Origin of the sequence: Shimazuella alba, from assembly GCF_009831235.1 — a bacterium.
GTDB lineage: Bacteria > Bacillota > Bacilli > Thermoactinomycetales > Thermoactinomycetaceae > Shimazuella > Shimazuella alba.
Map to the genome: position 1 here is coordinate 304,954 of NZ_WUUL01000001.1, position 26,379 is coordinate 331,332.

At 36.9% G+C, this 26,379-nt stretch carries 31 protein-coding genes; 17 read left to right on the plus strand and 14 right to left on the minus strand.

Annotation, left to right across the window (positions count from 1 at the left end; translation table 11 throughout):
* The first annotated feature begins 149 nt into the window (after positions 1-149).
* Entirely contained in the window at positions 150-542 is a 393-nt protein-coding gene (locus GSM42_RS01490; RefSeq protein ID WP_160799470.1) for a hypothetical protein, read from the plus strand.
* Positions 543-1,301: 759 nt separating this feature from the next.
* On the opposite strand, the gene GSM42_RS01495 is transcribed toward GSM42_RS01490, so the two are convergent.
* Complete coding sequence (locus tag GSM42_RS01495) at positions 1,302-1,628, minus strand: transcriptional regulator (RefSeq protein WP_160799685.1); 327 nt, start codon at positions 1,626-1,628, stop codon at positions 1,302-1,304.
* Between the two features lie 77 nt (positions 1,629-1,705).
* Positions 1,706-1,897, minus strand: a complete 192-nt coding sequence (locus GSM42_RS01500; protein WP_160799471.1) for a DUF896 domain-containing protein — start codon at positions 1,895-1,897, stop codon at positions 1,706-1,708.
* 61 nt (positions 1,898-1,958) lie between these two features.
* Between GSM42_RS01500 and GSM42_RS01505 the strand changes: the two genes are divergently transcribed.
* The 6 genes from GSM42_RS01505 (at position 1,959) to GSM42_RS21100 (ending at position 6,076) form a co-directional block, all read left to right on the plus strand.
* The gene (locus GSM42_RS01505; protein ID WP_160799472.1) at positions 1,959-2,618 is read left to right on the plus strand and encodes a YneB family resolvase-like protein; all 660 of its coding nucleotides are present in this window, start codon (positions 1,959-1,961) and stop codon (positions 2,616-2,618) included.
* A complete protein-coding gene (locus GSM42_RS01510) occupies positions 2,611-3,675 on the plus strand; it encodes a M42 family metallopeptidase (protein ID WP_160799473.1) in 1,065 nt (354 codons plus the stop codon). The genes GSM42_RS01505 and GSM42_RS01510 overlap by 8 nt, the downstream gene beginning before the upstream one ends.
* Positions 3,676-3,960: 285 nt before the next feature.
* Complete coding sequence (locus tag GSM42_RS01515; protein ID WP_160799474.1) at positions 3,961-4,506, plus strand: flavodoxin family protein; 546 nt, start codon at positions 3,961-3,963, stop codon at positions 4,504-4,506.
* A gap of 20 nt (positions 4,507-4,526) precedes the next feature.
* A complete protein-coding gene (locus GSM42_RS01520) occupies positions 4,527-4,715 on the plus strand; it encodes a hypothetical protein (protein ID WP_160799475.1) in 189 nt (62 codons plus the stop codon).
* 90 nt (positions 4,716-4,805) lie between these two features.
* A complete protein-coding gene (locus tag GSM42_RS01525) occupies positions 4,806-5,288 on the plus strand; it encodes a hypothetical protein (protein ID WP_160799476.1) in 483 nt (160 codons plus the stop codon).
* Between the two features lie 509 nt (positions 5,289-5,797).
* The gene (locus GSM42_RS21100; RefSeq protein WP_338055188.1) at positions 5,798-6,076 is read left to right on the plus strand and encodes a GNAT family N-acetyltransferase; all 279 of its coding nucleotides are present in this window, start codon (positions 5,798-5,800) and stop codon (positions 6,074-6,076) included.
* A 541-nt stretch (positions 6,077-6,617) separates the two neighbouring features.
* Here GSM42_RS21100 and GSM42_RS01535 read toward each other — a convergent pair.
* The gene (locus GSM42_RS01535; protein WP_160799477.1) at positions 6,618-6,794 is read right to left on the minus strand and encodes a hypothetical protein; all 177 of its coding nucleotides are present in this window, start codon (positions 6,792-6,794) and stop codon (positions 6,618-6,620) included.
* 756 nt (positions 6,795-7,550) lie between these two features.
* Here GSM42_RS01535 and GSM42_RS01540 point away from each other — a divergent pair.
* Complete coding sequence (locus tag GSM42_RS01540) at positions 7,551-8,738, plus strand: MFS transporter (RefSeq protein WP_160799478.1); 1,188 nt, start codon at positions 7,551-7,553, stop codon at positions 8,736-8,738.
* 87 nt (positions 8,739-8,825) lie between these two features.
* The gene (locus GSM42_RS01545; protein ID WP_160799479.1) at positions 8,826-9,248 is read left to right on the plus strand and encodes an SRPBCC domain-containing protein; all 423 of its coding nucleotides are present in this window, start codon (positions 8,826-8,828) and stop codon (positions 9,246-9,248) included.
* A gap of 381 nt (positions 9,249-9,629) precedes the next feature.
* Here the strand turns inward: GSM42_RS01545 and GSM42_RS01550 are convergent, their stop codons facing one another.
* Positions 9,630-10,517: an NAD(P)-dependent oxidoreductase gene (locus tag GSM42_RS01550; protein ID WP_160799480.1), complete on the minus strand. Its 888-nt coding sequence runs from the start codon at positions 10,515-10,517 to the stop codon at positions 9,630-9,632.
* A 229-nt stretch (positions 10,518-10,746) separates the two neighbouring features.
* On the opposite strand from GSM42_RS01550, the gene GSM42_RS01555 reads away from it, so the two are divergent.
* The 4 genes from GSM42_RS01555 to GSM42_RS01570 all read left to right on the plus strand — a co-directional run bounded on the left by GSM42_RS01555 (position 10,747) and on the right by GSM42_RS01570 (position 13,718).
* Positions 10,747-11,328: a bifunctional transcriptional activator/DNA repair enzyme AdaA gene (locus GSM42_RS01555; RefSeq protein WP_160799481.1), complete on the plus strand. Its 582-nt coding sequence runs from the start codon at positions 10,747-10,749 to the stop codon at positions 11,326-11,328.
* Positions 11,318-11,887, plus strand: coding sequence for a methylated-DNA--[protein]-cysteine S-methyltransferase (locus GSM42_RS01560; protein WP_160799482.1), 570 nt, complete (start codon positions 11,318-11,320; stop codon positions 11,885-11,887). The genes GSM42_RS01555 and GSM42_RS01560 overlap by 11 nt, the downstream gene beginning before the upstream one ends.
* Positions 11,847-12,788, plus strand: coding sequence for a DNA-3-methyladenine glycosylase family protein (locus GSM42_RS01565; RefSeq protein WP_237446417.1), 942 nt, complete (start codon positions 11,847-11,849; stop codon positions 12,786-12,788). Before GSM42_RS01560 ends, GSM42_RS01565 begins: the two co-directional genes overlap by 41 nt.
* Before the next feature lie 168 nt (positions 12,789-12,956).
* Positions 12,957-13,718: an SDR family oxidoreductase gene (locus tag GSM42_RS01570; RefSeq protein WP_160799483.1), complete on the plus strand. Its 762-nt coding sequence runs from the start codon at positions 12,957-12,959 to the stop codon at positions 13,716-13,718.
* 55 nt (positions 13,719-13,773) lie between these two features.
* On the opposite strand, the gene GSM42_RS01575 is transcribed toward GSM42_RS01570, so the two are convergent.
* The 3 genes from GSM42_RS01575 to GSM42_RS20475 all read right to left on the minus strand — a co-directional run bounded on the left by GSM42_RS01575 (position 13,774) and on the right by GSM42_RS20475 (position 16,842).
* On the minus strand, positions 13,774-15,363 hold the full coding sequence (locus tag GSM42_RS01575; protein WP_160799484.1) for a M4 family metallopeptidase: 1,590 nt from the start codon (positions 15,361-15,363) through the stop codon (positions 13,774-13,776).
* Between the two features lie 144 nt (positions 15,364-15,507).
* Entirely contained in the window at positions 15,508-15,882 is a 375-nt protein-coding gene (locus GSM42_RS01580) for a DUF4383 domain-containing protein (RefSeq protein ID WP_160799485.1), read from the minus strand.
* Between the two features lie 135 nt (positions 15,883-16,017).
* Positions 16,018-16,842, minus strand: a complete 825-nt coding sequence (locus tag GSM42_RS20475; RefSeq protein WP_237446418.1) for a cupredoxin domain-containing protein — start codon at positions 16,840-16,842, stop codon at positions 16,018-16,020.
* 161 nt (positions 16,843-17,003) lie between these two features.
* Here GSM42_RS20475 and GSM42_RS01590 point away from each other — a divergent pair, with 161 nt between their 5' ends.
* Positions 17,004-17,813 (plus strand): MBL fold metallo-hydrolase, encoded by an 810-nt coding sequence (locus tag GSM42_RS01590; protein WP_160799486.1) that lies wholly within the window; start codon positions 17,004-17,006, stop codon positions 17,811-17,813.
* Between the two features lie 332 nt (positions 17,814-18,145).
* Positions 18,146-18,325: a hypothetical protein gene (locus GSM42_RS01595; protein ID WP_160799487.1), complete on the plus strand. Its 180-nt coding sequence runs from the start codon at positions 18,146-18,148 to the stop codon at positions 18,323-18,325.
* Between the two features lie 722 nt (positions 18,326-19,047).
* Here the strand turns inward: GSM42_RS01595 and GSM42_RS20905 are convergent.
* The 5 genes from GSM42_RS20905 to GSM42_RS01615 form a co-directional block, all read right to left on the minus strand.
* Complete coding sequence (locus GSM42_RS20905) at positions 19,048-19,173, minus strand: hypothetical protein (protein WP_275402106.1); 126 nt, start codon at positions 19,171-19,173, stop codon at positions 19,048-19,050.
* Between the two features lie 26 nt (positions 19,174-19,199).
* Positions 19,200-20,081 carry an ROK family protein gene (locus tag GSM42_RS01600; protein ID WP_160799488.1) on the minus strand — a complete coding sequence of 294 codons (882 nt, stop codon included), beginning with the start codon at positions 20,079-20,081 and terminating at the stop codon, positions 19,200-19,202.
* Positions 20,074-20,745 carry an N-acetylmannosamine-6-phosphate 2-epimerase gene (locus GSM42_RS01605; RefSeq protein ID WP_160799489.1) on the minus strand — a complete coding sequence of 224 codons (672 nt, stop codon included), beginning with the start codon at positions 20,743-20,745 and terminating at the stop codon, positions 20,074-20,076. The genes GSM42_RS01600 and GSM42_RS01605 overlap by 8 nt, the downstream gene beginning before the upstream one ends.
* Before the next feature lie 16 nt (positions 20,746-20,761).
* A complete protein-coding gene (locus tag GSM42_RS01610; protein WP_160799490.1) occupies positions 20,762-21,613 on the minus strand; it encodes a MurR/RpiR family transcriptional regulator in 852 nt (283 codons plus the stop codon).
* Positions 21,614-21,747: 134 nt separating this feature from the next.
* Positions 21,748-22,398, minus strand: a complete 651-nt coding sequence (locus tag GSM42_RS01615) for an HAD family hydrolase (RefSeq protein WP_160799491.1) — start codon at positions 22,396-22,398, stop codon at positions 21,748-21,750.
* A 402-nt stretch (positions 22,399-22,800) separates the two neighbouring features.
* On the opposite strand from GSM42_RS01615, the gene trhO reads away from it, so the two are divergent.
* Complete coding sequence (gene trhO / locus GSM42_RS01620) at positions 22,801-23,712, plus strand: oxygen-dependent tRNA uridine(34) hydroxylase TrhO (protein ID WP_160799492.1); 912 nt, start codon at positions 22,801-22,803, stop codon at positions 23,710-23,712.
* 137 nt (positions 23,713-23,849) lie between these two features.
* Here the strand turns inward: trhO and GSM42_RS01625 are convergent, their stop codons facing one another.
* Together GSM42_RS01625 and GSM42_RS01630 are read right to left on the minus strand one after the other, a co-directional pair.
* The gene (locus GSM42_RS01625; RefSeq protein WP_160799493.1) at positions 23,850-24,140 is read right to left on the minus strand and encodes a hypothetical protein; all 291 of its coding nucleotides are present in this window, start codon (positions 24,138-24,140) and stop codon (positions 23,850-23,852) included.
* A 331-nt stretch (positions 24,141-24,471) separates the two neighbouring features.
* Positions 24,472-24,918 carry a DUF5946 family protein gene (locus GSM42_RS01630; protein WP_160799494.1) on the minus strand — a complete coding sequence of 149 codons (447 nt, stop codon included), beginning with the start codon at positions 24,916-24,918 and terminating at the stop codon, positions 24,472-24,474.
* Positions 24,919-25,259: 341 nt separating this feature from the next.
* Here GSM42_RS01630 and GSM42_RS01635 point away from each other — a divergent pair, with 341 nt between their 5' ends.
* Entirely contained in the window at positions 25,260-26,303 is a 1,044-nt protein-coding gene (locus GSM42_RS01635) for a tyrosine-type recombinase/integrase (RefSeq protein ID WP_160799495.1), read from the plus strand.
* The last annotated feature ends 76 nt before the right edge of the window (positions 26,304-26,379 follow it).

Sequence of the window (26,379 nt, forward strand, 5' to 3'; positions counted from 1 at the left end):
CCGCCTCTTTACAAGATCAGTTACTATCCATTCTGCTTTAAGAGTAACCAACAATAAATTTTTATTTATAAATCGCGCCATGCGTTAGTGTTCTATAATTAAATGTCGCTAAATAAACGCTATAAGAAAATTTCTAGGAGTGTGATCTGATGAAAAAGTGGACTATTATAGGCTGCCAGTGGATTCTTGGACTTATTTTTATCTTAGCTGGTTTAAATGGCTTGGTTGTATTTTTTGGGATGGAACCATTCATGCCAACGAGTCCGAAAGCAATGGAATTATTTAAAATGAAATATCTATTATTTTTTGAAAAATCAACTGAAACACTTCTCGGTGTTTTGCTTATTTGGGGACGTTTTATTCCTTTTGTTTTAGGCGCACTATCTCCCATCATTGCTAATATCTTAGCTTTCCATATTTTCGAAGACATGACCCTTCTTCCATTAGCTATTGTAATCACCCTGTTGGAAGTTTATCTACTATGGATATATCGTCAATACTATGAAAGTATTTTTGTATATAAGGCGCGACCATTTAAATAATTTAGAGTTATTATGAGAGTGTATGAAATAAACCAAATCTGGAACAAAATTGATAAAAAATATAAAAACAATGTGGGTGTTTTTGCAAGAATCCCAGAAAAGGTATAATAAGCCAAAACCTCTGATAAGACCGAGTCTAAAATGTCGTAGATTTTTCATTATTCTGCGTCACGTTTAAAACCCGATCAGTGCAAAAACGACCACTAATCTAGCGATTAACAGTCATAAAAAGTGGCATTTAACTCTTAATGAACTCTTTCGAGGGAATAAGCAAATTTACCCATTATCGGGCATTAACTCCATTGATTTATATTCATGTAAATACTTATGGAACATTTCAATTAAATATGAATCAAAGACTTCAGTTGAGAAACATCATCGCTAAAAAAACAATAATATAATGAATCAATATTTCTATTTCATATTAGAAAAACAGGGGCGGAGTCTGGATGTGGAGAGTGCTCTCTTCTTCAAAGTCCGCCGAAAACCTGATGGACCGATTACTGTGTTTGGAGCAGCTGCTTTAAGATAGAAGAAATTACAGTACCGAAAGAAAAATTATTACTGAGTTCAACTATGAGGATGATAAGTTGATGAATGTTATTGAAAAACATTATTCAAAGGCCTATCAACCCTTATTTGTAATCCAAATAAGACACGACCAAAAATAGAACCGAACAGTTAAGATCGGTTCTATTTTTTTGTTGTAATTTCTTAAAGGTTGTAATTTCTTAAAGGTTGTAATTTCTTAAAGGATATTTAAAGAGATGTCTTCTGCCATTGTCTGGTTACTTCGCGAATCTTATCTAGTTGTTCCCAATAAGACTTAAGCGCTATTTCCCCATCATGCGTAATTTGTATCGTCGTTTGTGGGATTTTTTTGCGGATATAGTTTTTATTAATGAGGAGATATTGTGCTCTTTCCAGCTTGGAGAGATGACTTGACAAATTTCCTTTGGTTAGGCCGGTAAGTTCTTGTAAAAAGAGAAATTCAGCCATCGAACAAGCCTCCAATGCGCTCATAATGGCTAGACGAGCGGGTTCGTGAATTATCTTGTTCAATTTGGCCATCTCTTGAAAAGGCATCAAGGTGAATCTTCCTCCTTAAACTGGTTTGCGTATCAAATCTCGTAAAAAAATACCGATTTTTTGATATAATTAGATTATGTTTCCTTAGTATCATCTTCATCTACAAACTTAATTCGTGATAAATGATCCCGCATTTGTCCACGAATGCCTTGTAAGTATATCTCTCTAAGTTCCTTTTGTTCGATTAATTCTTCTTGAGATAATCCAATGTCCTTTTTCTTGTTAGCCAAATAATTGATACGTGCAATTAGTTCGGGTGTTATCACGTTCCTATTCACTCCTTCAATAAGAGTGTACCAGAAGTACAGCAGGAAGGAAACGGAAAAAATGAATGCTATTATTTATACACGGGTCAGCACAAAAAAAGATATCCAGGAGTCTAGTCTGATTAGACAACAGGAAGAGCTCAGCTTGTGGGCGAAAGAATTAAAAATGAATGTTATTCAAATCGTACAAGAACAACATAGTGGATACGATCTGAACAGAAGAGGATTGTATCAAATGTTGGAGATAATGAAAAAAGAAAGAGTAGATGCTATTCTTGTACAAGATGATACACGTCTTGGTCGTGGCGAAGCGAAGTTAGCAGTTGTTCATCAACTTCATCGAGCAGGCTGTCGAATATACTGCAAACTACATGGAGGAGAACTCGCACTTGATGCAGGAGAATCTACTGTTTTACATATCATTTCAAAAGTTGAAGAGCTACAAAGGAAAATGATGAATCAAAAAATTAGTTGGGGAATGAAGAGAGCAGTCAAGGAAAAAGGATATAACCCATCGAAAAATTTAAAAAATCAAGGTTTAGGTGGTAGGGAGAAGAAAGAAGTACCCATTGAACAGATTGTGGCATTAAAACAAAAGAAACTGACTTATGAAGAAATTTCTGCGACATTAAAAGGTTTTGGATTTGATGTATCCAGAGCAACAGTTCATCGAAGATACAAAGAATGGTTAGCAGAGCAGGAGGTTATGGAAAATGGATGACAACATTTATCAAACATTTACAGAAGCTTTTGGTCCTCCCAGTTTTGAACAGAAGGTGCAGAATCATATGCGCTACTATCTTAATCAATATGCAGATGAAGTTATACAAGATCGATTAGGTAGTATTTTCGGTATGAAAAGGGGATTATCCAGAGAACCTAAAGTACTTTTTGCCAGTCATCTCGACGAAGTAGGTTTTATGGTTATCCAAATTACTTCAAAAGGATTTATCCGTTTTCAAACATTGGGTGGATGGAGTCCTAGCGTTCTTCCTGCTCAACGAGTTGAGATTATGACTCAGTCAGGGAAATGCATACCTGGTGTGATCGGTTCTGTTCCCCCACATCTATTAGCAGAAGAGAAAAAAGGGAAAGGTCCCGATATGAACTCCATGTTTATTGATATTGGAGCACAATCGGAAGAAGAAGTTCGTGCGTGGGGTATAACAATAGGAGATCCCATTGCTCCTATCAGTCCTTATACCCCTATGATGGGCGGAAAAAGGATTCTTGCAAAAGCATGGGATAATCGTTTTGGCTGTGGTCTGATTATAGAATTGTTACGTTCACTTAAGGGGACAAGATTGCCTAATACACTATATGCTGGGGCAACTGTGCAAGAGGAAGCAGGATTAAGAGGTGCTATCACATCAGCGAATTTAATAAAACCAGATGTTTTCTTTGCTGTTGATGTTGGCCCAGCAGGAGATACTCCAGGTATCCCAGATGCATTTGGCGAGATCGGTAAGGGTGTGTTGATACGAATTTATGATCGTTCCATGATAACTCATCCACAAGTTCGTGATTTTCTTTTGGACATCGCAGAATCTGAGCAGATTCCTTATCAGTTTTTTATTTCCAAAGGAGCAACTGATGCTGGAATGGTGCATTTATCTGGAGAAGGTGTTCCTTCCGCAGCAATTGGTATATGTGGTCGGTATATTCATTCCCATTCTACCATTGTTGATAGGGAAGACATCGAGGCTGCGGAAGTATTCGCCAAAGCGATTGCAAAGAAACTGGACAAATCTACTATGGATTCGTTTTTACGATATTAAGCTGAGAATGCATTCCTCCCTGATTCAAGGTTGAGAATGCACTTTTGCTAGATAAAAATTCCACATCGAGGGCACCTGTCTTTCGGTTGGTAATTGATTTTTATTTTGTACCACTGTTTGCATCTAGCACAATATTTTCTTATCTCTCTTGGGTTAAGTGGTCGGTATTTGGGATCTGATTCTCCGTGATGTGGCATCAACCAACCACTCCTCGAATAAGATTATTTGTTCACTTTCTATTATATTGGAAAAGAAATTTTAGGAAATGAAGAAAGGTTGATTCGCATGAAATTACTTGTAATCAATGGGAGTACTCGCGAAAAAGGAAATTCTGAATTTCTAACGAATGTACTTTTACATGACATCCCGCACTCGACTCTATTTTTAAGAGATTATCAAATAAATCCGATCAAAGATCAGCGACACGCTGCCAACGGGTTTGATCCAGTTGACGACGATTATGAAAGGGTCATTAAACAAGTATTGGAACATGATATTCTGCTTTTCGCAACACCACTGTATTGGTATGGAATGTCAGGATTGATGAAAAATTTTGTTGATCGCTGGTCTCAATGTCTAAGAGATAAGACGATGGACTTTCGCTCAGAAATGGCAAAGAAACAAGCATTTGTTGTGATTGTTGGTGGAGATCGTATACACATAAAGGCACTGCCACTTGTTCAACAATTCCAATACATCTTTGATTTTATGGACATGTCTATGATCGGTTACCTGATTGGACAGGGAACAAAGCCTGAAGAAGTACAAAATGATCGAAGAGCTCTAGAAAATGCAGTCACTTGGAATAAGAAAATTCGAGAATTACTTTAAGAACAATCATGATACCTAAAATGAAAATTGTACATTTAGACATCTTTGAACAATCGCTTGAACTTCTATATCAAGGTATCAATAAGAAAACTCCAATTTCTCTTTTGCGATATTCCAATGAGCATTCAGAGGATCTAGTAGAAACGTTAGAAGAGATGATGAGAGCCAATGCAAGCTTCATTATCATTGCAATGTGTGGAACTGATTAGAAAGTGGTGCGGAATGCGTTGATTGTATTTAGAACAGAAATAATGTGATATTATTTGCTTAACTGTCTAAGTCTCCCTTAGGAGTCAACTATGTGGGAAGTATGGGCATTCGAGCCGACAACACGAGAGAAAAAGAGTTTCACAGTGAGAGAAGGGCAGCTAGATGAGAAAACAAAACTGGTCTATATGAATGGTCAATGTTATTCCCTTGCCCTAGCACTATACGAATTAAATGAGAAATGGGTTCCTGTATGTTGGACCAACGCTGATTACCTTGGGAAAAATCCTGAAAAATGGAAGGGACGACATGTAGAGGAACTGGAACACTTTGATCGCTCTGTAATAGTTCACGTTATGGTTCAATCGCCCACTAGCTGTGATCTGCTTGATATCGAAGGGTATCATAACATTGAAAGGTATAGCTACACAAATCCATTTAACAAAAAACTCATCTTTATGTATATTTCCATTCAAAAGATCAAAAAATTGATGCAGTCACATATTTTACCACAAAACATGGATGCTGCAAGGAAAGCTGCAAAGGCTGTCGTTTCAACCTATGGGATCAAGTAAGGGATGACAGGCAAAATCCTGCTTGGCTTCTGAGGGAGTATTGTGACCTGCTGATGTTTCGGATGTCAGCGGGTCGCCTTGCTTTTATAAGCTAAAAGTGTGGTTTCCTTACTAAAAAATTAGTCTATTTTAACAGTATGCATAAAGATGAAATATGCGAAAATGATATAGTCAATTATCCTTAAAAAAATCAATAACCCTGCACGACATCTCATATGAGTTGATAATATTAAGCAAGGTTGGCGTCCGTTTGATTAATCGTTTTTTTAACGGTGTGCAAGTGACTTTCTAGAGTTAAAACGAAAATTGTGATTTACTCCACACAAATTTGACATAGAAGATGAAAAAATAACTGAAGAAGAGAAACCAGCATATGACGACTGATGGTGATGTAACATATATAATGGAATCTATCTGATGGACTAGAGCAGTAACCACTGGAATAATACATCTTGTTGATAAGACAATATATTTATAATACAAGTAGTAACTTAGATAAGGAAAAGAATATGATTAGGAACGAAAGAGAGTTTGATAAAATATTCGCACTTACGAAAGCATCATTTCCAGAAAGTGAACGAAGAACTTATGCTGAACAGAAGAAGTTGCTGACTGATCCGCATTACCGTCTCATTACAGAAACGAATAGCAGTAACCAAATTATCGCCTTTTTGGCTGCATGGGAATTTCCTTTGTTCAGATTTGTGGAATATATTGCGGTCAATCCAGCTATGCGCGGAAGTGGTGCAGGTAGAAAAATAATGGTCACGTATACTGGAGAGTCATAAAACCCATTCTATTGGAGGTGGAACATCCTAAAACGGAGTTGGCGAAACGGAGAATAGGCTTTTATGAGTGATTGGGGTTTCAACTCAATCCTTTCGAATATGTGCAGCCTCCTCTTCAGAAAGGGCAGGCTAGCTTACCACTCCAAATTATGAGCTATCCTCAAGTTCTCATAGAAAAAGAGTTTGCCCTTTTCAAAGAAATCTTGTATACAAATGTGTATAGGTCTAAAACCAGCATTCGTGTCCCGAAACTAATTTGCCCTTTCTTTGACTTTACTATATTCCTCAGGATTCCCTTCGAGGTCTGACAGCATGCATTAACATCTCTGGATCCTGAGGGATGGAGTAGGCTCTGTATATCAGTGGAACAGGTTCGGTGAAAATAAAGTAAAAAACTCTTTTGTTTCGTTGGTTCTTGGATGGACAAAAGTATGATGCATGTCATCATTACTTCTCCAGCTTGCTATAGTTGGACTTTCGTAACGATAAGTTTTATTTCGGGATGCTTTTGTGAATTGCTCTTGTTCTTTATCTTAATTAATTAATCTCTTTCCACCCCGCTTTGCTTTTTTATTTCATGTTTGGGCTGCTCCCAGTTAATGATTCCATCACTGAGAGAGCTGATTCTAGTTGTATTTCCTCTGGAACGAATGCCCTTGGTAGGTAATTGGATTGGAATAATTGTTGTACCTTCCCCGAGATCTTTTCTCCTCTTCATTTTTTATCTCATATATCGCTATACATTTTTATGTGTCGTTTCATCAGATGTAGTTAAGTTCGTTTATACAAAGACAACCGCGCAATATATCTTCCGTATGCCATTTCTAATTCAATTTCTTCTTCCTTTTTTACTAAGGTGAAGGGATCTTTGTGTTATCTCAAGCGATCTGTTCAGCCATTATTTTTTTATGTTTGACTCAAATAGATAGGCAGCATTTTTTTCATACTTTTTGTATTCATGGCACATTGGGATTATGTAGCACAGAGGAATACAAAACAATCGCTTTTTAAAAAGTAGATTAGTTCTGTACTGACAATCCAGTAAACAAGACAATCTATGTTAGCAATATGATGATTATTTCAAGATGTTTTCTTTCATAGAATGATTTTAAGGGGAAGATCTCTGCACGATTCTTTTATTTTGTTTTATTCAATCTTCAAGAAACACCAAAAAACGATAGAGAGGACGTTTGTACTCCAATCATTTTCTTATATTTGCTGATTCCTGGCAAATACTTAGATATAATCGGGTACGTAACGATGCGCGTAGAAATTCACTATATTTTTCTGATATAGGAGGTATATCCTTTGTCTTTGAAGTTCAAAATTGTTTGATCGGATAGATGTTGTTTAGAGACTTGTTCCCCATGCTTTAATATTTTGAGTACTTAAAGGGCCGAAGGAGAGTTTTGGTTTATATGAACTTGAAAACTATTTCAAAATGTGAAAGTATTACCAAATAGGAGGTATCCTCATGTCCGATCGTAAACTGCTTTGGCTAGCTGGTTTAGGGTTTTTGTTCGATTCCATGGATGTAGGCATCCTATCTTTTATAATTGCAGCATTAAAGATTGATTGGCAGTTAAATGCACAAGAAATCGGATGGATCGGGAGTATCAATTCCATTGGTATGGCTGTTGGTGCTTTTGTATTTGGACTATTAGCAGATCGTATTGGTCGAAAACCGGTTTTTATGATTACTTTACTTCTTTTCTCTGTAGCAAGTGGTTTAACCGCCTTAACTACAACTTTGTGGGCGTTTTTATGCTTGCGTTTTGTTATTGGACTGGGGTTAGGAGGGGAGCTGCCTGTAGCAACCACCTTGGTGTCAGAATCAGTTCCTGTACAAAAACGAGGGAGAATGGTTGTACTTTTGGAGAGTTTTTGGGCAGTTGGATGGCTGGTGGCTGCCGTCATTTCGTATTTCGTTATTCCTGTATATGGTTGGCAAGTTGCAATGTTATTAACGGCACTTCCCGCTTTTTATGTTCTTTATTTGCGAAGACAACTTCCTGACGAAGAGCGATCAAAAACCGTTACGCATCGAGCAGGAGTATGGGAGAATATAAAGGGTGTGTGGGCAAAACCTTATCGCAAACAAACGATGGTCTTATGGGTACTCTGGTTTTGTGTTGTTTTTTCTTATTATGGATTGTTTTTATGGTTACCAAGTGTATTAGTACTGAAAGGATTTACTTTGATTAAAAGTTTCCAATATGTTTTAATCATGACTCTTGCACAACTTCCAGGATATTTTACTGTAGCATGGCTCATTGAACGAATTGGAAGGAAGCCTATTTTGGTGATTTTCCTCACAGGAACAGCAATAAGTGCTTATTTCTTTGGTAATGCAGATACTCAGTCTTCTTTGCTTATCGCAGGTGTGTTTTTATCTTATTTTCACTTGGGTGTATGGGGAGCGACCTATGCCTATACACCAGAACAGTATCCTGATGGAATCCGAGCAACTGGAGCAGGAATGGCAGCTTCTTTTGGAAGAATAGGGGGAATTGTCGGTCCATTGCTAATTGGGTATTTAGTGGCTGTAAACATAAGTGTCTCTCTTATCTTTCTTGTTTTTAGTATCGCTATCGTTATTTCTATGCTTACTGTTTTGATCTGGGGGAAAGAGAGCAAGCCCGAAAAAGTCACTAACAAATAATCCTATTTGTGTAAATCGACATGAAACAAAGAGGCTGTATAAAATCCATTAGGAAACCAATGGATTTACGTCAAGGAGGACAAATCAGTGGAAGAAATATTACCAGCAATTAAACAAACAGCAATTTTTGATTCTCCTATAGAAAAAGTTTGGCAAGCAGTGTCCACTTCTGAAGGGATTTCCTCTTGGTTCATGCCAAATGACTTCCAACCGGTAGTAGGACAAAAATTCCATTTGCAATCTCCCCTTGGTCCATCACCATGCGAAGTGTTACTATGTGATCCACCAAAGAAACTTTCTTTTTCATGGGATGATGATGGATGGATAGTTTCGTTTGAACTAAAAGATGCTTCTGGTAAAACGGAATTCACACTGATTCATGGCGAATGGAAAGGTCCAGATGACATAGTTCCAAAATCAAATCAGAAGCATTCGGTAATACGGAAAACAATGGGAGAAGGCTGGGAAGTGCTTGTTCACACTAATTTGCGTAAAGTAGTAGAATCGTAATGGCTACTAATCCAGAAGTAGACACTTGTATTTCAAACTATCGATGATCCTACCAGCGAAAGTTATTATGATTACTTTCTACAAAGAGATGCCTGTATCGGAAATTAGTAGGCTCCCCAAAAACAGAACAGTTACATCAAGTATCTGTTTATTTGATAAGAGACTCGATTGGTCAAGGCAGAAAATAGCAATAAAAAATACACTTCTATTACAGGCTGAAGTGCTGAGAACTAAACAATTGGCCCTCTTATTTTGATCAGTTCTGGGGAAACAACCAATATGCTAAAGTATGAAGTATATGGTAGAAAGCGGAGAGAAAAAAGACTAAGGTTATCAACTACCTTAGTCTTTTTTTATTCTCATTCAAGTAGTATGACAATGCTATTCCGATTGTGAGAGTTCCTCAATCAAACGTGAAAAGCCATCCTTGCCATGCCCCTTATCGATTGCTTTTTGAGCAATATGTTTAGCAGCGCTTAGTACACTAACATCTAGATGATGAGCTTTAGCAGCGTGAATAATATGCTTCATTCCTGCGGCGGCTGAAGTAATATTAGACAGTTCTCCAGGGTAATGACCAGTATCAACTTCATCTGCCATATCGGTCATAATATCTGGCAAAATTCCGATTATACCTTTTGTATAACTAAGAATGTCTTTTGCTGCGATGTTTTCGGATTTAGCAACTGCCAGTGCATGAATGAAGCCACTCATGGATGTCCAAAACAGATCAAGTAGAGAAACATCGTATGCGGCAGCTCTACCAGGATCTGTGCCAAGATAGGTAGAAGTTCCTCCGATACTTGCTAATGTCGATCGATGGGTATGATAAATTTCTTCTTTACCACTATATAAAACGAGTGCATCAGAGTTTCCGATCGTCGGTACAGGTGTCATAATAGCTCCATCAAGATACTCAAATTTTTGTTCAATAGCCCAAGCAGCTGTTTCACGCGCGCTACTTGGAGTATCCGCTGTTAAATTCACAAGAGTACGTCCTTTTAATTCGCTGCTTACTGGATGAAGAATGGAATGAACAATGTTATAATCCAACACACAAATCACAACAAGGGGACTTGCCAGAATGGCATCAGCTACAGTATTCGCTTGATTTGCACCTTGTTTTACAAGATCTTTTGCTTTTTTTGCTGTACGATTCCATACGGTTGTTGGATGTCCATTCTTTAAGAATGATTGAGCTAATGCTTGTCCCATGGGGCCTAACCCCAAGATGGTTACAGGTGTTTTGTTGTTTTGTATTTGAGTCATAGTTGTAACCTCCAAATATGTTTATAGATGAATTTTAAAGTATGACACTAGTGTTAGAGTCAATATCATTTTTTAAAAGAATTTGAGGGGATAAGTATAAACTCCTAAACGAAAAGAATCTCGTATCTTGTTCGTAACTACTTGATTGTCGATATCTTGCTATCCTATTTTCGTTTCCTTACATGTACTCCTTCTAACGAGTATAATATGCTCATAGGAGTGATACCTCATGGATCAAGCTATTTTCCAATCCGTTTATGATACTATCTTGCAACGTGATACGAAGTACGATGGCATTTACTATACAGGAATCAAAACTACAGGTATTGTCTGTAGGCCATCTTGTAAATCGAGAACACCAAAAAGAGAAAACGTGCAATTATACAAAAGTGTAGATGATGCGATTAAAGCTGGTTTTCGCCCATGTAAAAGATGCAAGCCAGAAGAAATAGGAAAAATGGGCCCTGATGCTCGAATCGCATATGAAGTAAAAAGCTTTATTCGAAAAGAGTATTCAAAATCCATTACTTTGGAAGATATGTCCATCCAACTTATGATAAGTCCTTTTCATCTTCATAGAGTATTTAAGCGTATAACAGGTATAACACCAGCTGAGTTCCTTTTGTTAACAAGGCTGGATAAAGCTAAAGAACTATTGGAACAACGTGATTTGGCGATTGCTCAGATCGCCAAAACTGTTGGATTTCGTAGTACTTCGCATTTTTCTATGGCTTTTAAAAAGAAAGTTCATGTAACGCCTAGTAACTACAGAGATAGCTTTACAATGGAGGGAATAACCATTGAATTCTAATCAAACAGATAATACCATTGTTTACTGGAGTGAAATTTCCTCCTCGTTCTTTCAAAATAGTAGTTTTTATATTGCTGCTACAGAGCTCGGACTGTGCAGGGTTCTTTTTCCAAATGATCCCTTTGAAAATCTTCAATCATGGATACTCAAAAATATACCTAATGCTTTATTAATCAAAGATGCAAGACATATGGAAGTATATGAACAACAACTACAGGAATATTTTCTAGGAAAAAGAAAACATTTTTTGCTTCCATTAGATATGCGGGGGACGAAATTTCGCGTAGATGTTTGGAAGGCGCTTCAACAAATCCCTTATGGAGAAATAAGAAGCTATGCAGATATAGCGGAATCTATTGGGAATCCGAAAGCAGTACGAGCTGTAGGAACAGCAAATGGAGCCAATCCTATTCCTATTATCGTTCCATGCCACAGGGTAATCGGAAAGAATAAAACTCTTACTGGATTTGGCGGTGGACTAACAAACAAGAAAAAATTACTCCATTTGGAGGGATATAATGATTACATCGACATCGGACATGCCCGTTACCAATTTTAGCCAAGATAAAGACTCTCTTTATATACCTCTACCAAAAGAATTTAGTTTTCAGGAAGTTCTTCTGTATTTGTCTCGTTCATCTATCGAAATACTACATTATTTGGAAGGCGAAAAAGTATACAAGTTACTGCATGTAGAAGAACAAATGATTCTGCTGGAGATAAGTCAAAAAGATGATGATACGTTACAAATTCGATTTGTAGATAAAAAACCAAGTTCGAAACATGCGAAAATCTATGTGGTGCAGTATATTTGTGAATGGCTTGATTTAGATACAGAGCTCCATCAGTTTTATGATCTAGTAAAAAATGATAAAATCCTAGGTACTCTCATCACTCGTTATCATGGTCTTCGTATTGTTGGCATACCAGATCTTTTTGAATCCCTATGTTGGGCAGTTATTGGTCAACAAATTAATTTAACGTTTGCTTACACATTAAAAAGAAGATTTGTAGAGAATTTCGGGAGGTCCTATGAATGGAATAATCGTAGCCATTGGATTTTCCCTGAGCCAAGTCAATTAAGCGACCAATCCATTCAACAACTGAGGCAACTGCAGTTTACACAGAGAAAAGCAGAGTATATCGTTGGGATTGCAAAAGAGATCGTTAACGGAAACCTCTTGAAAAAAACGATGATAAAAGATTTACAGAAAGCAGAACAACAACTTCTAGCTATTCGAGGAGTAGGGCCCTGGACCGCACATTATGCCATGATGCGATGCTTTCGTAATCCCTCTGCATTTCCAATAGGAGATGTGGGCTTACATAATGCATTGAAACACCTATTACTTCGAGATGAGAAGCCAAAACTCGATGAGATTAAGAAAATATTTATGCCATGGAAAAACTGGGAAGCATATGCTGTTTTCTATCTATGGAGAAGTCTAGAAGATGTGTAAACATGATCTATTGTGATCATGTTTTTATTTTTAACCCATACAACATAACAGCAAAATAAGGAAGAGTCCGGGTAGTAATCTACTACTGATGCCAAAAATAAGAGAGCAACAATTTGAAATGCGCTCCATGGTATAAAGATATAGCAATAGTCAAAAGGAGCTGAAAAAATGAGTGATCTAAAAGGAAAAGTGGCATTGGTGACAGGAGCAAGCCGTGGAATAGGAAGAAGTATAGCACTGCGATTGGCAAAAGATGGTGCTGATGTTGTTGTTCATTATGGTTTTAATCAGGATAAAGCAATACAGCTAGTTGAAGAGATTCAAAGTTTTGGTGGAAAAGCTTTTGCGGTACAAGCTAATCTAGGCAAAGCAAGAGAAATAAAGGCCTTATTCCAAAAGCTAGATTCAGTATTAAAAGAGTGGGATAAATCCCAGTTTGATATTTTAGTGAATAATGCTGGAATCGGTCAGGAGTCAACAATAGAAAGCATCACAGAGGAATCCTACGATGAAGTAATGGATTTACATGTAAAAGCACCGCTTTTCATAATTCAAAATGCGTTATCACGATTAAACGATGGTGGTCGAATTATTAACATTTCATCTACTGTTACCAGAATAGCTCTTCCAAATTTATTGGGATATAGTATTTCTAAAGGTGCTATCAATACACTTACTTTTGTTTTAGCACAACAACTTGGTTCTAGAAAAATCACTGTTAATGCTATCTCACCAGGTTTTGTAAACACAGACATGAACGAAGCAGTATTGAGTGATCCCAACGGAAGAGAATTTGCGGCAAATCTTTCTGTAATGGGAAGATGGGCTGAAACAGAAGACATAGCGGATATAGGATCTTTTTTAGCTGGACCTGATAGTCGTTGGATAACAGGTCAAATATTAGATGCTAGTGGAGGATCCCGATTATAGATTATTTTTCTAAACAAAAAACAAGAGAGCATGCAGCACTCTTGTTTTTTATAATTTATTTCACAACTCCAACAGCATCATAAGCTTGTTTTACAGCTTTTACCTCTTTGGAATTAGCTCCATATAAATCCTTTGCAGATTGAATTGCAGCATCACGCATATCTATAAATTGAGAAGTTGCAGTTAAATATTCTGTTAGAGCACGATAATAAATAGCTCTTGTTTTTACTCTTCCAATCCCGTCAACAGTTACACTGCTCTGTTTGCCACCAGCAGCGATAAGATAAGCTGCTTTGTTATTAATACCACTATTGATGTGAACTCCACCGTTATCTTGATAACCGGTATATCGATCGTCATAGTGATCCGGCTGATTATACTTTTTGGGGTTTGACATGGAGCGGAGTGCATCTCCTGGTTTATTTGGAGTGTAAACATCTTCTCCAATTAGCCAGTCATTATCATCTATCATCACGCCCATAATATCGGACATGGATTCATTTAAAGCCCCTGGTTCATCTCTGTATTGTAGATTTGCCGTAAATTGTGTTACTGCGTGAGTTAGTTCATGCGCTATAACGTCTAATGCTCCAGCAAGTGAGATGAAAGTTTTTCCGTCTCCATCACCGTAAAGCATTTTTTCCCCATCCCATGCTGCATTGTTCCATTTTTCTCCGACATGTATATACGATTTGATAGGGCTACTTTTGGCGTCATAGCTGTCTCGGTTAAAAGTTTTTTTATAAAAATCATAAGTTCTTTCTGCATATGCATGCGCATCTACAGAAGAAGGATCTGAGAATGTCGTTGTTTTACTGGAAACCAATTTTCCTGAAATGATGGGAGAGTTCTCATGTTGGTTTTGTGCATCATAGGTAGAAATTTTACGGATTTTATCATTTAAATAATACAAATTACCCTCTTTGCTAATCTCGAATTTTTTCTCATCTCCTTTTACACCCTTGCCATTTCCAGTGAGTTCTTGGAGGATATTTAACTTATCCAATATTTTTCCGTTCTTCGCATCTATGAAATACTGCCAAATGGTTGGTTGAGGGGATAGATAAGCAGTTTTTATTACATAAGCGTACACATATGTTTGACGATAGGGGAGAACAACTAGTTGGGCTTTTGGCTGATATAAATATTGAGTTGCATTTTTTGTATTGTTTTTTACGATAGAAATGGCTTTTTGGAAAGAAATATGGCTAGATTTTTGAAAGGAAGGTAACTTTATGTGAGGAATCACTTGCCCCATATAGGAAGTTACTACTCCATTTTTAGTTGCATGGACCGTCTGTTCGGAACCATAAACTGGAATACCGTGATGAATTTCTTGCAATCGGTAATGAGTCATTCCGAGTTGATCTATTTTGGTGCTTTTTAAACGAAAATGATTTTGTGCTTGATCTGTAAACTGAAGAAAATTTTTTCTGGCATTTAAATAACTCCATATCAAATTTCCAGGAGCTATCTGATTATTAGAGGGAGACCAATTATCCTCTATAAAAGTAGCTGTTTTATAAACAGGATGATAGCGAACATCTGGTTCTTCTTTTGCGATTGCAGAACCATCAGTAGTACTAAAAGCGATAGTTGCAGCTAAACAGGTAGTAAGAGCAGCAGAAAGCAAGCGATTTTTCATCCATCCACCCCTAAAGTTTGTAAGTATTTAACAAATAAAGTATATACGATTTTTTTAATGATTTACAGTATTTTATTTAATTAATTTTTCCAATATAAAAATGCCAGCTTATTAGCTAGCATCACGAGTACATTTATATTTTATTTATGCTGATTCTGTTTGGCTCTTCGCAGTGGGTTGTGAAGATTTGAATCCAACAAAGAGAGATAGTAAAGCTAATACAAAATGTATGACTTCAATAGCTGGAGTTACTGTTAGTAATCCAAAAATATCTGTCATGAAAAGACCGAGTATAGCCACAGCAGCATAGACGACGCCAAAGATGATAGAAACAACTTTGCTCCATTGGAAGCTGGTACTTGCAGCTAAGAAGATAATGCCAGTGAGCAAATGAATGATGTTGTGCGGTGCTGTAAGATGTAATAAGTCATGAATTGGACCAGTAGCAGGTAACAGAAAACCACCTACTCCTAACAAAAGAAATATTACCCCGAAAACTCGTGAAAAACCTTGTACCATAACCAACACCTCACTCAAATGATAGAAATAATAAAATCAAACGCAGTTAGATTTTACCATATATTGTACGTAATTAACAATTATTTTATAATATTCTATTTATTATTATTTTCGTTGAGTTAACAATGTAATTTCTCATTTTAAGATAAGGGAGCCATGATACATCCCCATACCGCAACTAAATTTGATTGTTCCTGATTTTTTCGGTGTAAATGAAATGATATTATCTCCACTTTTTAATTCTCGGTGGATGCCTTGATCTGGGATAGAAAGATAAGACAAGCAACCAGAACTGGACTTTTTTTGAAAATGAAGTTTCGCAGGAATGCCTACTTTTAAAGAAATTTGGTTAGGGGAGTACCCATTTTCATTCACTTCTATGGTAGCTTCTTGATAACTAGTTTTTTGGGTACTGCTTTTCTGTGTATTCGCATGTAAGATTGTTGAATTACTTAATTGAACAATTGCAAGTACCGCTAAAGGGATACACATAGGCAAAAAAAGATACCAAGCACGATTCATTCGTTTTGAGATCGGGGAAGGTATAGATTTTTGTATGAGTTGGAATACAAGAAAAGTGATAAAGACATATAATAGAATAAAAAAACCGATGAATAAATTAGGACTACTATTGGAGATCATCAAACCTGTCATCGGCCCCATCAACCCTCCCATAATGCCAGCTAGTACACCATCTAACTGGGCCAATATTCCAAAGGGGTAACCCATTACATACCCAATAAATATCCCGAGTACTATAGTATAAATGGTAGCTAGTGTTGGGTCGTTTACTACTTTCAACGATATAGTCATTCCAATAGTTAATGATGTCATCATTGCAAATGTCATGGAGATCATCATACCATTCATTGAAGAAAGATGGTTTTTCCAGTGGTATACTTCATAGCTAATAAAGATAACGGTAAGCAATACAAAAATAACTATTAACGGTATAATCATTTTTTTCCTCCTAATATTTCGTCATACATAACTTTTCGACAAAGGATGGAATAAACCTATCGACTATACAAGTATTGGTAAATGAATATAGATTTAACTCTTATCATCTAAATGTTACAATATAGTTAACAAATAAAAACATTTACCAAAGGGTGATCTTCATGCCGAAATTTCTTTGTGTACAATGTGGGACTCAGTATGCTGATTCTGTTTCAGAGCCTCTAAAGTGTTTGATTTGTGAAGACGAGAGGCAGTTTGTAAGATGGGATGGGCAAGAATGGACAACCATTCCTGAAATGCAAAGTAATGGGTATGAAGTAGTTCCATTTGAGGAAGAGCCTGGTTTATGGGGATTAGAGTTAAACAAGCCATTTGCGATTGGTCAACGTGCTTTATTAGTTCCGGGTGATAAAGGGAATATTTTGTGGGATTGTATACCTTTTATCAATGATCGAGCTATTCAAATGGTTGAAGATAAAGGTGGATTAGAAGCGATTGCGATTTCTCATCCCCATTACTATTCAACTATGGTCGAATGGGCAGATATATTTGATGTTCCTATATACTTACATGCAGCAGATACAGAGTGGATCATGAGACCTAGTGATAGAATCACCCTTTGGGAGGAAGAATCTTTTTCTTTGACCCCTGATATAGAACTTATCCATTTGGGTGGACATTTTGATGGTGGTTCCATTTTGTATTGGAAACAGGGAGCAGAAGGTAGAGGGAGCTTGTTAACGGGAGATGTGATCCAAGTAAATCAAGACAGACATTATCTTAGTTTTATGTATAGTTATCCCAATAATATTCCTCTATCTTGCAACTCGATAAAAAGAATGGTCAGTAAATTAGAGACCTATGAGTTCGATCGTATTCATGGAGCATGGAAAGAGAGATTTATATGGGAGAATGCAAAGGAGAGATTAAAAGCATCTGCCAAGCGATATAAAAAATACTTAGAAGCATAAAAAACCCTTTCAAGTGATTAGCACTTGAAAGGGTTTTTTTGTTTGTGAGTTGATGTTCATTATTCAAGCGAAATAATAAATAGAATATTCAATCAAATGAAAAATAGACTTCTGATAATTTTCAACAGAAAGTTTATCATAATGTAAATTTCTACAAATAAAAAAGTGATTTGTCCGAAGTCGGAATGCAAAGACTGTGTGAATGAAGGTGTTGTTTGCAAATGAACTAAAAAATTCAACGAAGAAGGAGGATAAGGCAAAGAAGCCAATTGTGAATGCGATATTTTGAAGTATGTCCAAGATGCTTGTGTTACAAGGTGAGATTCATTTGTATGATTCTATCGATAACTGGATACCCCAGATTAGCTGATCGGAAATTATTACGTCATTCTGAAGCCTCTCTTGACGAATTGTATGCAAGTATAGATGAGTTATTATTTCACAGTGAAAGTACACAAGAATTGATCTGGATTAAAGGTATTTGCAATGAAATGACCGAGCCGAGACCATAAATAAAAAGTATATAAAGTTATTATTGTTAATACACATCTCATGTCTTATGCAGAAAAAAGCAGTGCTAGAGAGACATGAGGATACATATGCGCTTAACAATATTCAAAGTTGTCCATATGGGAAACAAAGGATGTGGTTATGCTATTTTCTGTAAGAACAAAGATAGATTGATTTTGGTGCATGTTTTTGTCAAGCTATGGAGAGTCAAATATGGACTGCAAAGACAAAAGAAACTTGATGAGGGAGCTAATGATTCGACTTTAAGCCATACAAACGAAGATTAATACAATCAAATGTAGAAACCTTTAAAACATCTGCACCAAAAAAAGTCGAGTTTCTTCCATTATAATGTAGTTGTGACCAGAAGACTGAAGCAGGCGGAATCGTGCATATTGTACAATTACGAATGAGTGTGCTATTAGAGTGGGATTATAAGATCATTGATATATGCTGTTATAAAAACAATGGCAAAACTGAATGTATAAATCACAAGAAAACTCACATGCGAAAAATATGTTTTTTCTTGTGATTTCTCAATACTATAGTTAACTTTTTCTATCGAGAGAAGATGGGTGTGAAAAGAGGGGTAAAGGACTGTTCTCAACCCTTATTCCACGGTAAAACAAGGTTACAAAATGTTAATTTTGTAACCTTGTTAGTGGAGAAATGTAAGAGAGCCCATTTTTAGTATCAAATATCTATTATATATTACAATGCTTAATTAACATCCGCAAAAAATTGTAATATATCTTCTTTTTTGTTTAATTGAAGTAATTTCAGCATAAATACGCGCATGAGTTTGCCCCATAACTCCTAATCCGATCACTGCCACATTTAATTGTTTCATGAGTTACACATCCTTTTGTTTATTACTTACATAACTAGACTTGCAGCGCCCAGAAGCATTGCATTTCCTCCGAGTGTTGATAACTCTACTAAAACTTCTGCATTCACATCGTTAACTTTTTTGTGGATTGTATTATTGATGCAGGTCATATATGGGATTAATGAAGTGGCTACTCCTCCACCAATCACTACCTTCTCTGGGTTGAAAATGTGGATAAGAGAAGTTAAACCTTCGATCAGATCATCTAAATATTGATTTACAATTTCCAGCGTGTTTTCATCTCTGTTCCGTGCCTTCTGAAAGATAAATAGCCCTTTGTCATTTGTGCCGAACATCTCCTTATAACGCGATTCCAAAGCTACGCCTGAAACATGGGCCTCCAAACATCCTTTGTTACCACATGGGCAAGTACGACCATCAGTATAAATTCTCATATGACCAAATTCCCCTGCGGCACCAAGATACCCACGGATTAGTCCTCCGTCTGCAATGATAGCTCCTCCGACACCAGTACCCAAAGCGATACAGATGAAATCCCTTACATTCTTACCAGCACCAAAATGTAATTCTCCAAGTCCCATTGCCTGTCCATCGTTTACCACTTCGACTCGAGAAGAAGTCGCTCTTGAGATAATTTGTTTGACATTCACTCCTTTCCAGTTTGTGAATGTATCGGTAGAGGACATCACTTCCCCTGCTCTGTTGATTTGACCAGCAGCTCCTACACCAATACCTTTTAAATCGTCATCCACATAAGGCAAAATCACTTCTATGATTCGGGAGAGAACGTGTTCGCCTCCCAATTTAGCATCGGTTTTTATTTCCTGTTTTTGCTCCAATACACCATCTTTAAAAAGTCCTATCGCAGTTTTTGTACCACCAATATCAACACCAATTGTTTTAGCCAACTGTTTTCATACCTTCCACAAATTTCTGTGTGATTAGCTGAGGACGCGTAATTGCAGTTCCAATCACCACAAAGGATGCACCTAGTTCAAGGGCTTTTTTTGCCTGATCTGGTGATTCGATATTTCCTTCTGCTACAATAGGAACTTTTAACTTCTGGGAAAGGTCGCTCAATAATTCAAAGTCAGGGCGATTACGATGGATTGTATCTGGTGTATATCCGGATAACGTAGTTCCCACTAAATCACAACCGATCTGCTCGGCATATTCAGCCTCTTGCAACGTTGCTATGTCTGCCATCACCCATTTATGGAGATCTTCTTTGATATATCGCACTAAGTTATTTAGGCTCTCTGGACGAGATTGATTGGTGGCGTCAATCGATATAATATCTGCACCTGCCTCTGAAATCAGCTTGGCATCTGCTTTGGTTGGTGTGATAAATGCTCCATAACCAGGATAATGTTTTTTTAGGATCCCAATCATAGGGAGATTTACTTTTTCCTTAATTGCTTTGATATCTTCATAGCCATTTGCTCGAATTCCTACAGCGCCGCCTTCTTTTGCAGCCATTGCCATAGCAGCCATATGGAATGCACCATATAACGGTTCATCTTCTAGTGCTTGGCAGGACACCACGAGCCCACCTTGTAAAGAATTCAACATGTTACTCACCTACCATCTAATATGCTTTGTCTAATACTGCTTTTGAAGTAAGTTCTTTAAGGCGAGAAGCTTCATTTTTTCTTTGATTTGCCACTAGATTATAGAGAAGATCAATCACAAGTAATTGTGAAATTTTCGCTCCCATCGATCCGCCTTGTAATGGAGTTTCCCTACCAGCTGTCAGCAAAATAACATCAGACAAATGGGTGATGGGGGAAAGCTTGGAATGAGTCAAAGATATAACCTTAGCTCCGTTGCTCTTTGCGATTCTTAAGGCATCAATCGTGTCCTTTGTACTGCCGCTTATGGATATGCCGATTGCAAGATCATCTTTGGTCAAGGTTGCTGCTGACATCGCTTGCATATGGGCATCTGTGTAAACTTCTATGATGACACCGATTCGCAAAAACCTATTTCTTGCATCTTCCGCGGTATTTCCAGACATAGAAGCGCCATACATGACGATGCGTTTTTGGCTTGTAAGAAGTGCCACTGCTTTTTCCAACATCTCCATATCGATTAATTGAGACGTATCTTTTAACGCTTGTATACTTGCAGTAGTCGACTTTTGTACCAGAGACTGCACAGCATTCATTTCATCAGTCTCTTCCGAAGTATCAAATGATTGTTTGGCAACTTCTTTTGTAATAGCCATTTTGAAAGCTTGATACCCCTTATATCCGATTCTTCTACAAAATCGGAGAACGGTAGTTTCACCGACTCCTACCTTTGCCGCTAATTCTGTAACGGTTAAGTAGATTGTGTTCTCCATATTGTCGAGCACATAATCGGCGACTTTCTTCTCAGCTTTGGTTAATGTGTTCATGTAACTAAATATTTTGGTGTTAAATTCTACAGACATATCCATTTCATACAAATCCTTTGTTAAAAGATGATTAAAACGCTTTCATGAGACTTATACACATCTTAACATATAAAATGGAGAATACCACCTTTTTTATTTTATAAAAGAATATTCCCTCCTTTTTCAGGCAGACCACATCAAAGGGTTCGCAGGATGTCTGACAAGCGCATTTCTGCCATACTAGATAGCTTCAGATGATAATTTTCAAATGGCAAGGCTTCTGTCACTGGATTTGGGATGACTATTGTCGTTAATTGAGCCTTCTTTGCAGCGATCAAACCATTTAGTGAATCCTCAAATACAAGCCCTTCTTCTGGTTGAATCCCTAAAACTTCTATTGCTTTTAAGAATAGATCCGGCGCAGGTTTGATATGTTCTACGTCATCTTGTGTAACAAGGAAATCGAAATAGGAAAAAAGATTTAAGTTGGTTAAATGCGTCACTGCCCATTCTCGTTTGGAACTAGTAGCCAATGCAATCTGTAATCCTGCTTCTTTTGCGTCAACTAGACATTGTTCTACCCCTTCACGAGCTTTTTCTTTGCTAATTTTTGCTGTGTGTAAATTTTTAACACGTTCTTTTATGCTATCCACATCTAAAGTAGCTGTCATATTTTCTTTGAGATAGTCAAATAGAACTGTATCATCCGAACCAACACACTTTACAAATTCATTTAGTTTCAAATCAAATTGATAATCTTCATGTAAAACTTCTCGATAGGAATCAAACCAAGCCGTTTCTGTATCTAAAATAAGACCGTCAAAATCAAAAATTACTGCTTTAATCATATTGCTCCTCCTCTATGAAAATATGTCACCAGTGTAACATATTTTATAAAGGTGTCAAAAATTTTACTCATTAAGTGTAAACCAGACCTAGATTTCATTAAAAACAACCTTAGACTTATCGACTAAGGTTGTTTTTGGTATCGAATCCTGCTACATTCGTTACTAATCACAATTGCATTCATCTTTTCCAGTTTTGGGACATTTTGAACGAATCATCTCATTCACCCCCTGAGTCGGAATGGGAACACTCAGATGAATTTCTCATCCATTTCATTATATAAAAAAACAAATTTACCATGTACCCTTTTTTGAAAAAATTTGAAATTACTCATCCCCATGATTTCTTGCTTCATTTGTGGTAGAATATTGAATGATTTATTCGCTTGGAAAGGGAGAAAGTAAATGAGTACACTTACAACAACCGAGAAATATCAAGTGTTGTTATATTATAAATATGTTCATATAGATGAATATGAGGCTTTTGCAAAACAGCATCTAGCTTTTTGCAAAGAGCTGAATCTCATGGGCAGAGTATTAATCGCTTATGAAGGAATAAACGGGACTGTTTCAGGGACCAAAGAAGAAACAGAGAAATATATGGAATATATGCACCGTCATCCGCTATTCCACGATATGCAATTTAAAATTGATGAACATGATGGTCATGCATTTAAAAGACTTTCTGTTCGACCGCGTAAAGAAGTGGTAACTTGGAGGCTCGATCAAGAAGTTGATCCTAGTAAAGTAACAGGAAAACATTTATCTCCGAAGGAATTCAACGAACACCTGAAACGGGATGATGTGATCGTTATTGATGGTAGAAATGAATTTGAATATGATCTTGGTCATTTTCGAGGAGCTATCCGTCCTGGTGTGAATACCACACGAGAATTTCCAGAATGGGTACGAAATAACCTGAGTGAACATAAGGACAAAAAAATCATCACCTATTGTACTGGCGGAATTCGTTGTGAAAAACTAACAAGTTTCCTCATTTCAGAAGGATTTGAAGATGTGGCACAGTTAGACGGTGGTATTGTCACATATGGGAAAGATCCTGAAGTAAAAGGTGAATTGTTTGATGGGAAATGCTACGTTTTTGATGAGCGTATTTCAGTTCCGATTAATCAAGTAGAGCCGACTGTGATCGGGAAATGCTACCACTGTGATCAACCAGCAGAAACATATATCAACTGTGCAAATGATTTTTGTCATCGTCAACATATTGTCTGTCCTACATGCCAGACGGAGCATCAACACTTTTGCTCAAAAGAATGTGAGAAGTTAGTAACACAAAAACACGAACAAGACTAAGAGATGTCCAATATACTTGGATATCTCTTTTCTATGGTGGATACATATTCTTATTTTTACTAATCTAGTCGGGAGATACAAAATCATTCGTGGCTAGAGCGGAACAGTTCTTCAAATGCTCCGTAATTTTACTTTGTTCATGTCTGATCGATCAGAATTTGGAATATAAGATTCTTCTTCCTACCGTATTGCTTATCATTACTGTTATCTGTGTCGACCATGGAGTCTCTTGCAATGTCAATTATAGTAAAAGCATTTGCTGCAAATGCACCATATATGGTTCTGTTTGCATGGTAGCCCCAATGGTCGTTAAATGATTCATTACACGCAAATCGAACATGTTCATCAAATTCAGACGCGAAAGGGATTAGAGAATAAGGGATTGGGATAGATTTGATAGCTGCGTGATCTGTGAGAGCGACACGCATGTCGACGAACACGCGCTCAGCATAAAAGTTCTCATGTTCAAGAAAATGCGTAAACCAGGTCTGGTTTTCATGAGTTGAAACATAAATTTTTAGTATAGGAGTCGAGTAGGATCGGAAGAGATATTCCCTTTCACATATGAGCCTTCAGTAATCTTTGTAGATGGGTGCTCCTAGCCCCTTCTTGAATCAGATTTACAAACCGCATTTTTTTATTCCTTATTAACCTAGAACTCATTTGAGATTGTATACTTTCTGTAACGAAAGGGAAACATGAAACAATTTTTTATCTCCACTTTGATGTATATCTATGAATCCCTCTCCAGACCACATGCTACTTTAACTCGACTCTTATTTGATCTTTCCACCTATTTATGTTTTTTATAGCATTTTCTTCTTCACCTAAATATATATCGTTGATAGTCATGGGCCAAAATTTATATGTGCGCTTTCTATCCTTATTAGGTACCGGATTTGTTATTTTATCTATTTTACTAACTAGCTCACGGTTTCTTTTTAAAATATAAGCTGTTTCCCAATTGTTATCATATGCTTCAGTAAATAATGTAACTAAATAGGTGTGCCCTTCTTCTGTAAAATTAGAGGGGTGTTGTATCATATAACAGGAAACAAGCCAGAAATGCAAAGCATATAATGCCGGATCATTATGCTCCCAAACAAGAGGGAAAGTAAATTGTTCATGACAAGAATATCCGTCGATCTCTTTGGCTCCGCATTCCACACATTGTCCCATTTGCATTTCTGTATCGTTATTAACCAAGTTATTTTTCCTTTCCATACACATAATGTAAACTTATATAGATTTTAAAGCTTTACGTTACGTAAAGGTCAATCCGTTGTATCTCATTTCTTATAAAAAATATTAGATCATAGGAGTAATCGATACTCCAAGAAACATGATTGTAGATGTTAGCTTCAATTATCATGCTAGTAAAACACTAATTGTCTCCTTGTAATCAGTGGTTTTGCTATTTCGAGCTCTAAAAAAATAATGCAACTCAATGCTAATTATTATTATTTTATTCGTATTATATTTGCACGAATCCTCATGGTTTCGTTAGACTATAATAATAGATAATCAAAATTATTCTAGGAGGTGAAATGTTGTTTCACTCACGAAAACTTCCTGCAAATATCAATCGATTAATTAGTGAATTTCCTGAAGATGTGCAAGATTTTTTCTTGGAGATGATAAGTGCAGAAAGATCATCGCTCACCATTGCAAATTACGCTTATGATTTCTCCTTGTTTTTCCGTTTCCTAAAAGAAAAGAACAAGGATATTGAATCTTTAGATGCCATAACAATCAAACGATTTTTTCGATATATAGAAAACGGATACGAACGTACTGTTTATATCCAGAACACAGATGGAGAATGGATCACCCGCAAACATTTTCATGAAAATACAAGAAGTGGCAAGCAACGAAAAAGAGCCTCCCTCCGATCTTTGTTCCGTTATCTGGTCACTGCGCAAATAATTGATAAAGATCCGATGCAAGCCTATGAGGACGTAAGTTTAAAAGCACGTTCTAAAAAGAAAGTTCCAGTATTTCTCACCATGGAAGAAGTTACTCGACTTCTCCAGGCTGTTCAGTCCTACCATAACAGAAAGACAACTATTTCATGGATTAAATCAAGAGATACTTCTATCTTACTCCTTTTACTTAATACAGGGATGCGTGTATCCGAGTTAGTGAATCTAGATGTAAATAGCTTGCAAAAAGCAGGAGATTCATTGCGTATCGTCATCATGGGAAAAGGAGGAAAAGAGCGAATGCTAAAACTGAACTCTGTTGTCGTGAAAGCTTTGGAACAATATTTACACGAACGGCCTTCTTCTACTCATTCCGCTTTGTTTTTGAATAAGAACTTTACAAGATTAAGCAGAAAAGGAATCTCTGAGTTAATTACCAAATATGTACGCGAGGCAAAACTGCCGCCAAAAGCAGCCAATATATCCCCGCACAAGCTTCGTCATACTTTAGCGACGATGCTATTATCCAATGGGGAAAATTTGAGGGTAGTACAAGAAATCCTAGGTCATTCTAGTATTCAAACTACTCAAATTTACACTCACGTTATTAATACTGAAAAAGATGATGCATTAGACAAGCTTGCGACAATACAAGCAGACATTCTCTAGAACAATTGTTTGATTTTTTTGTCCCGTTTCGCTATAATGATACAGACCGAAGCTGTATGTTCGGAATTTTTCGGGA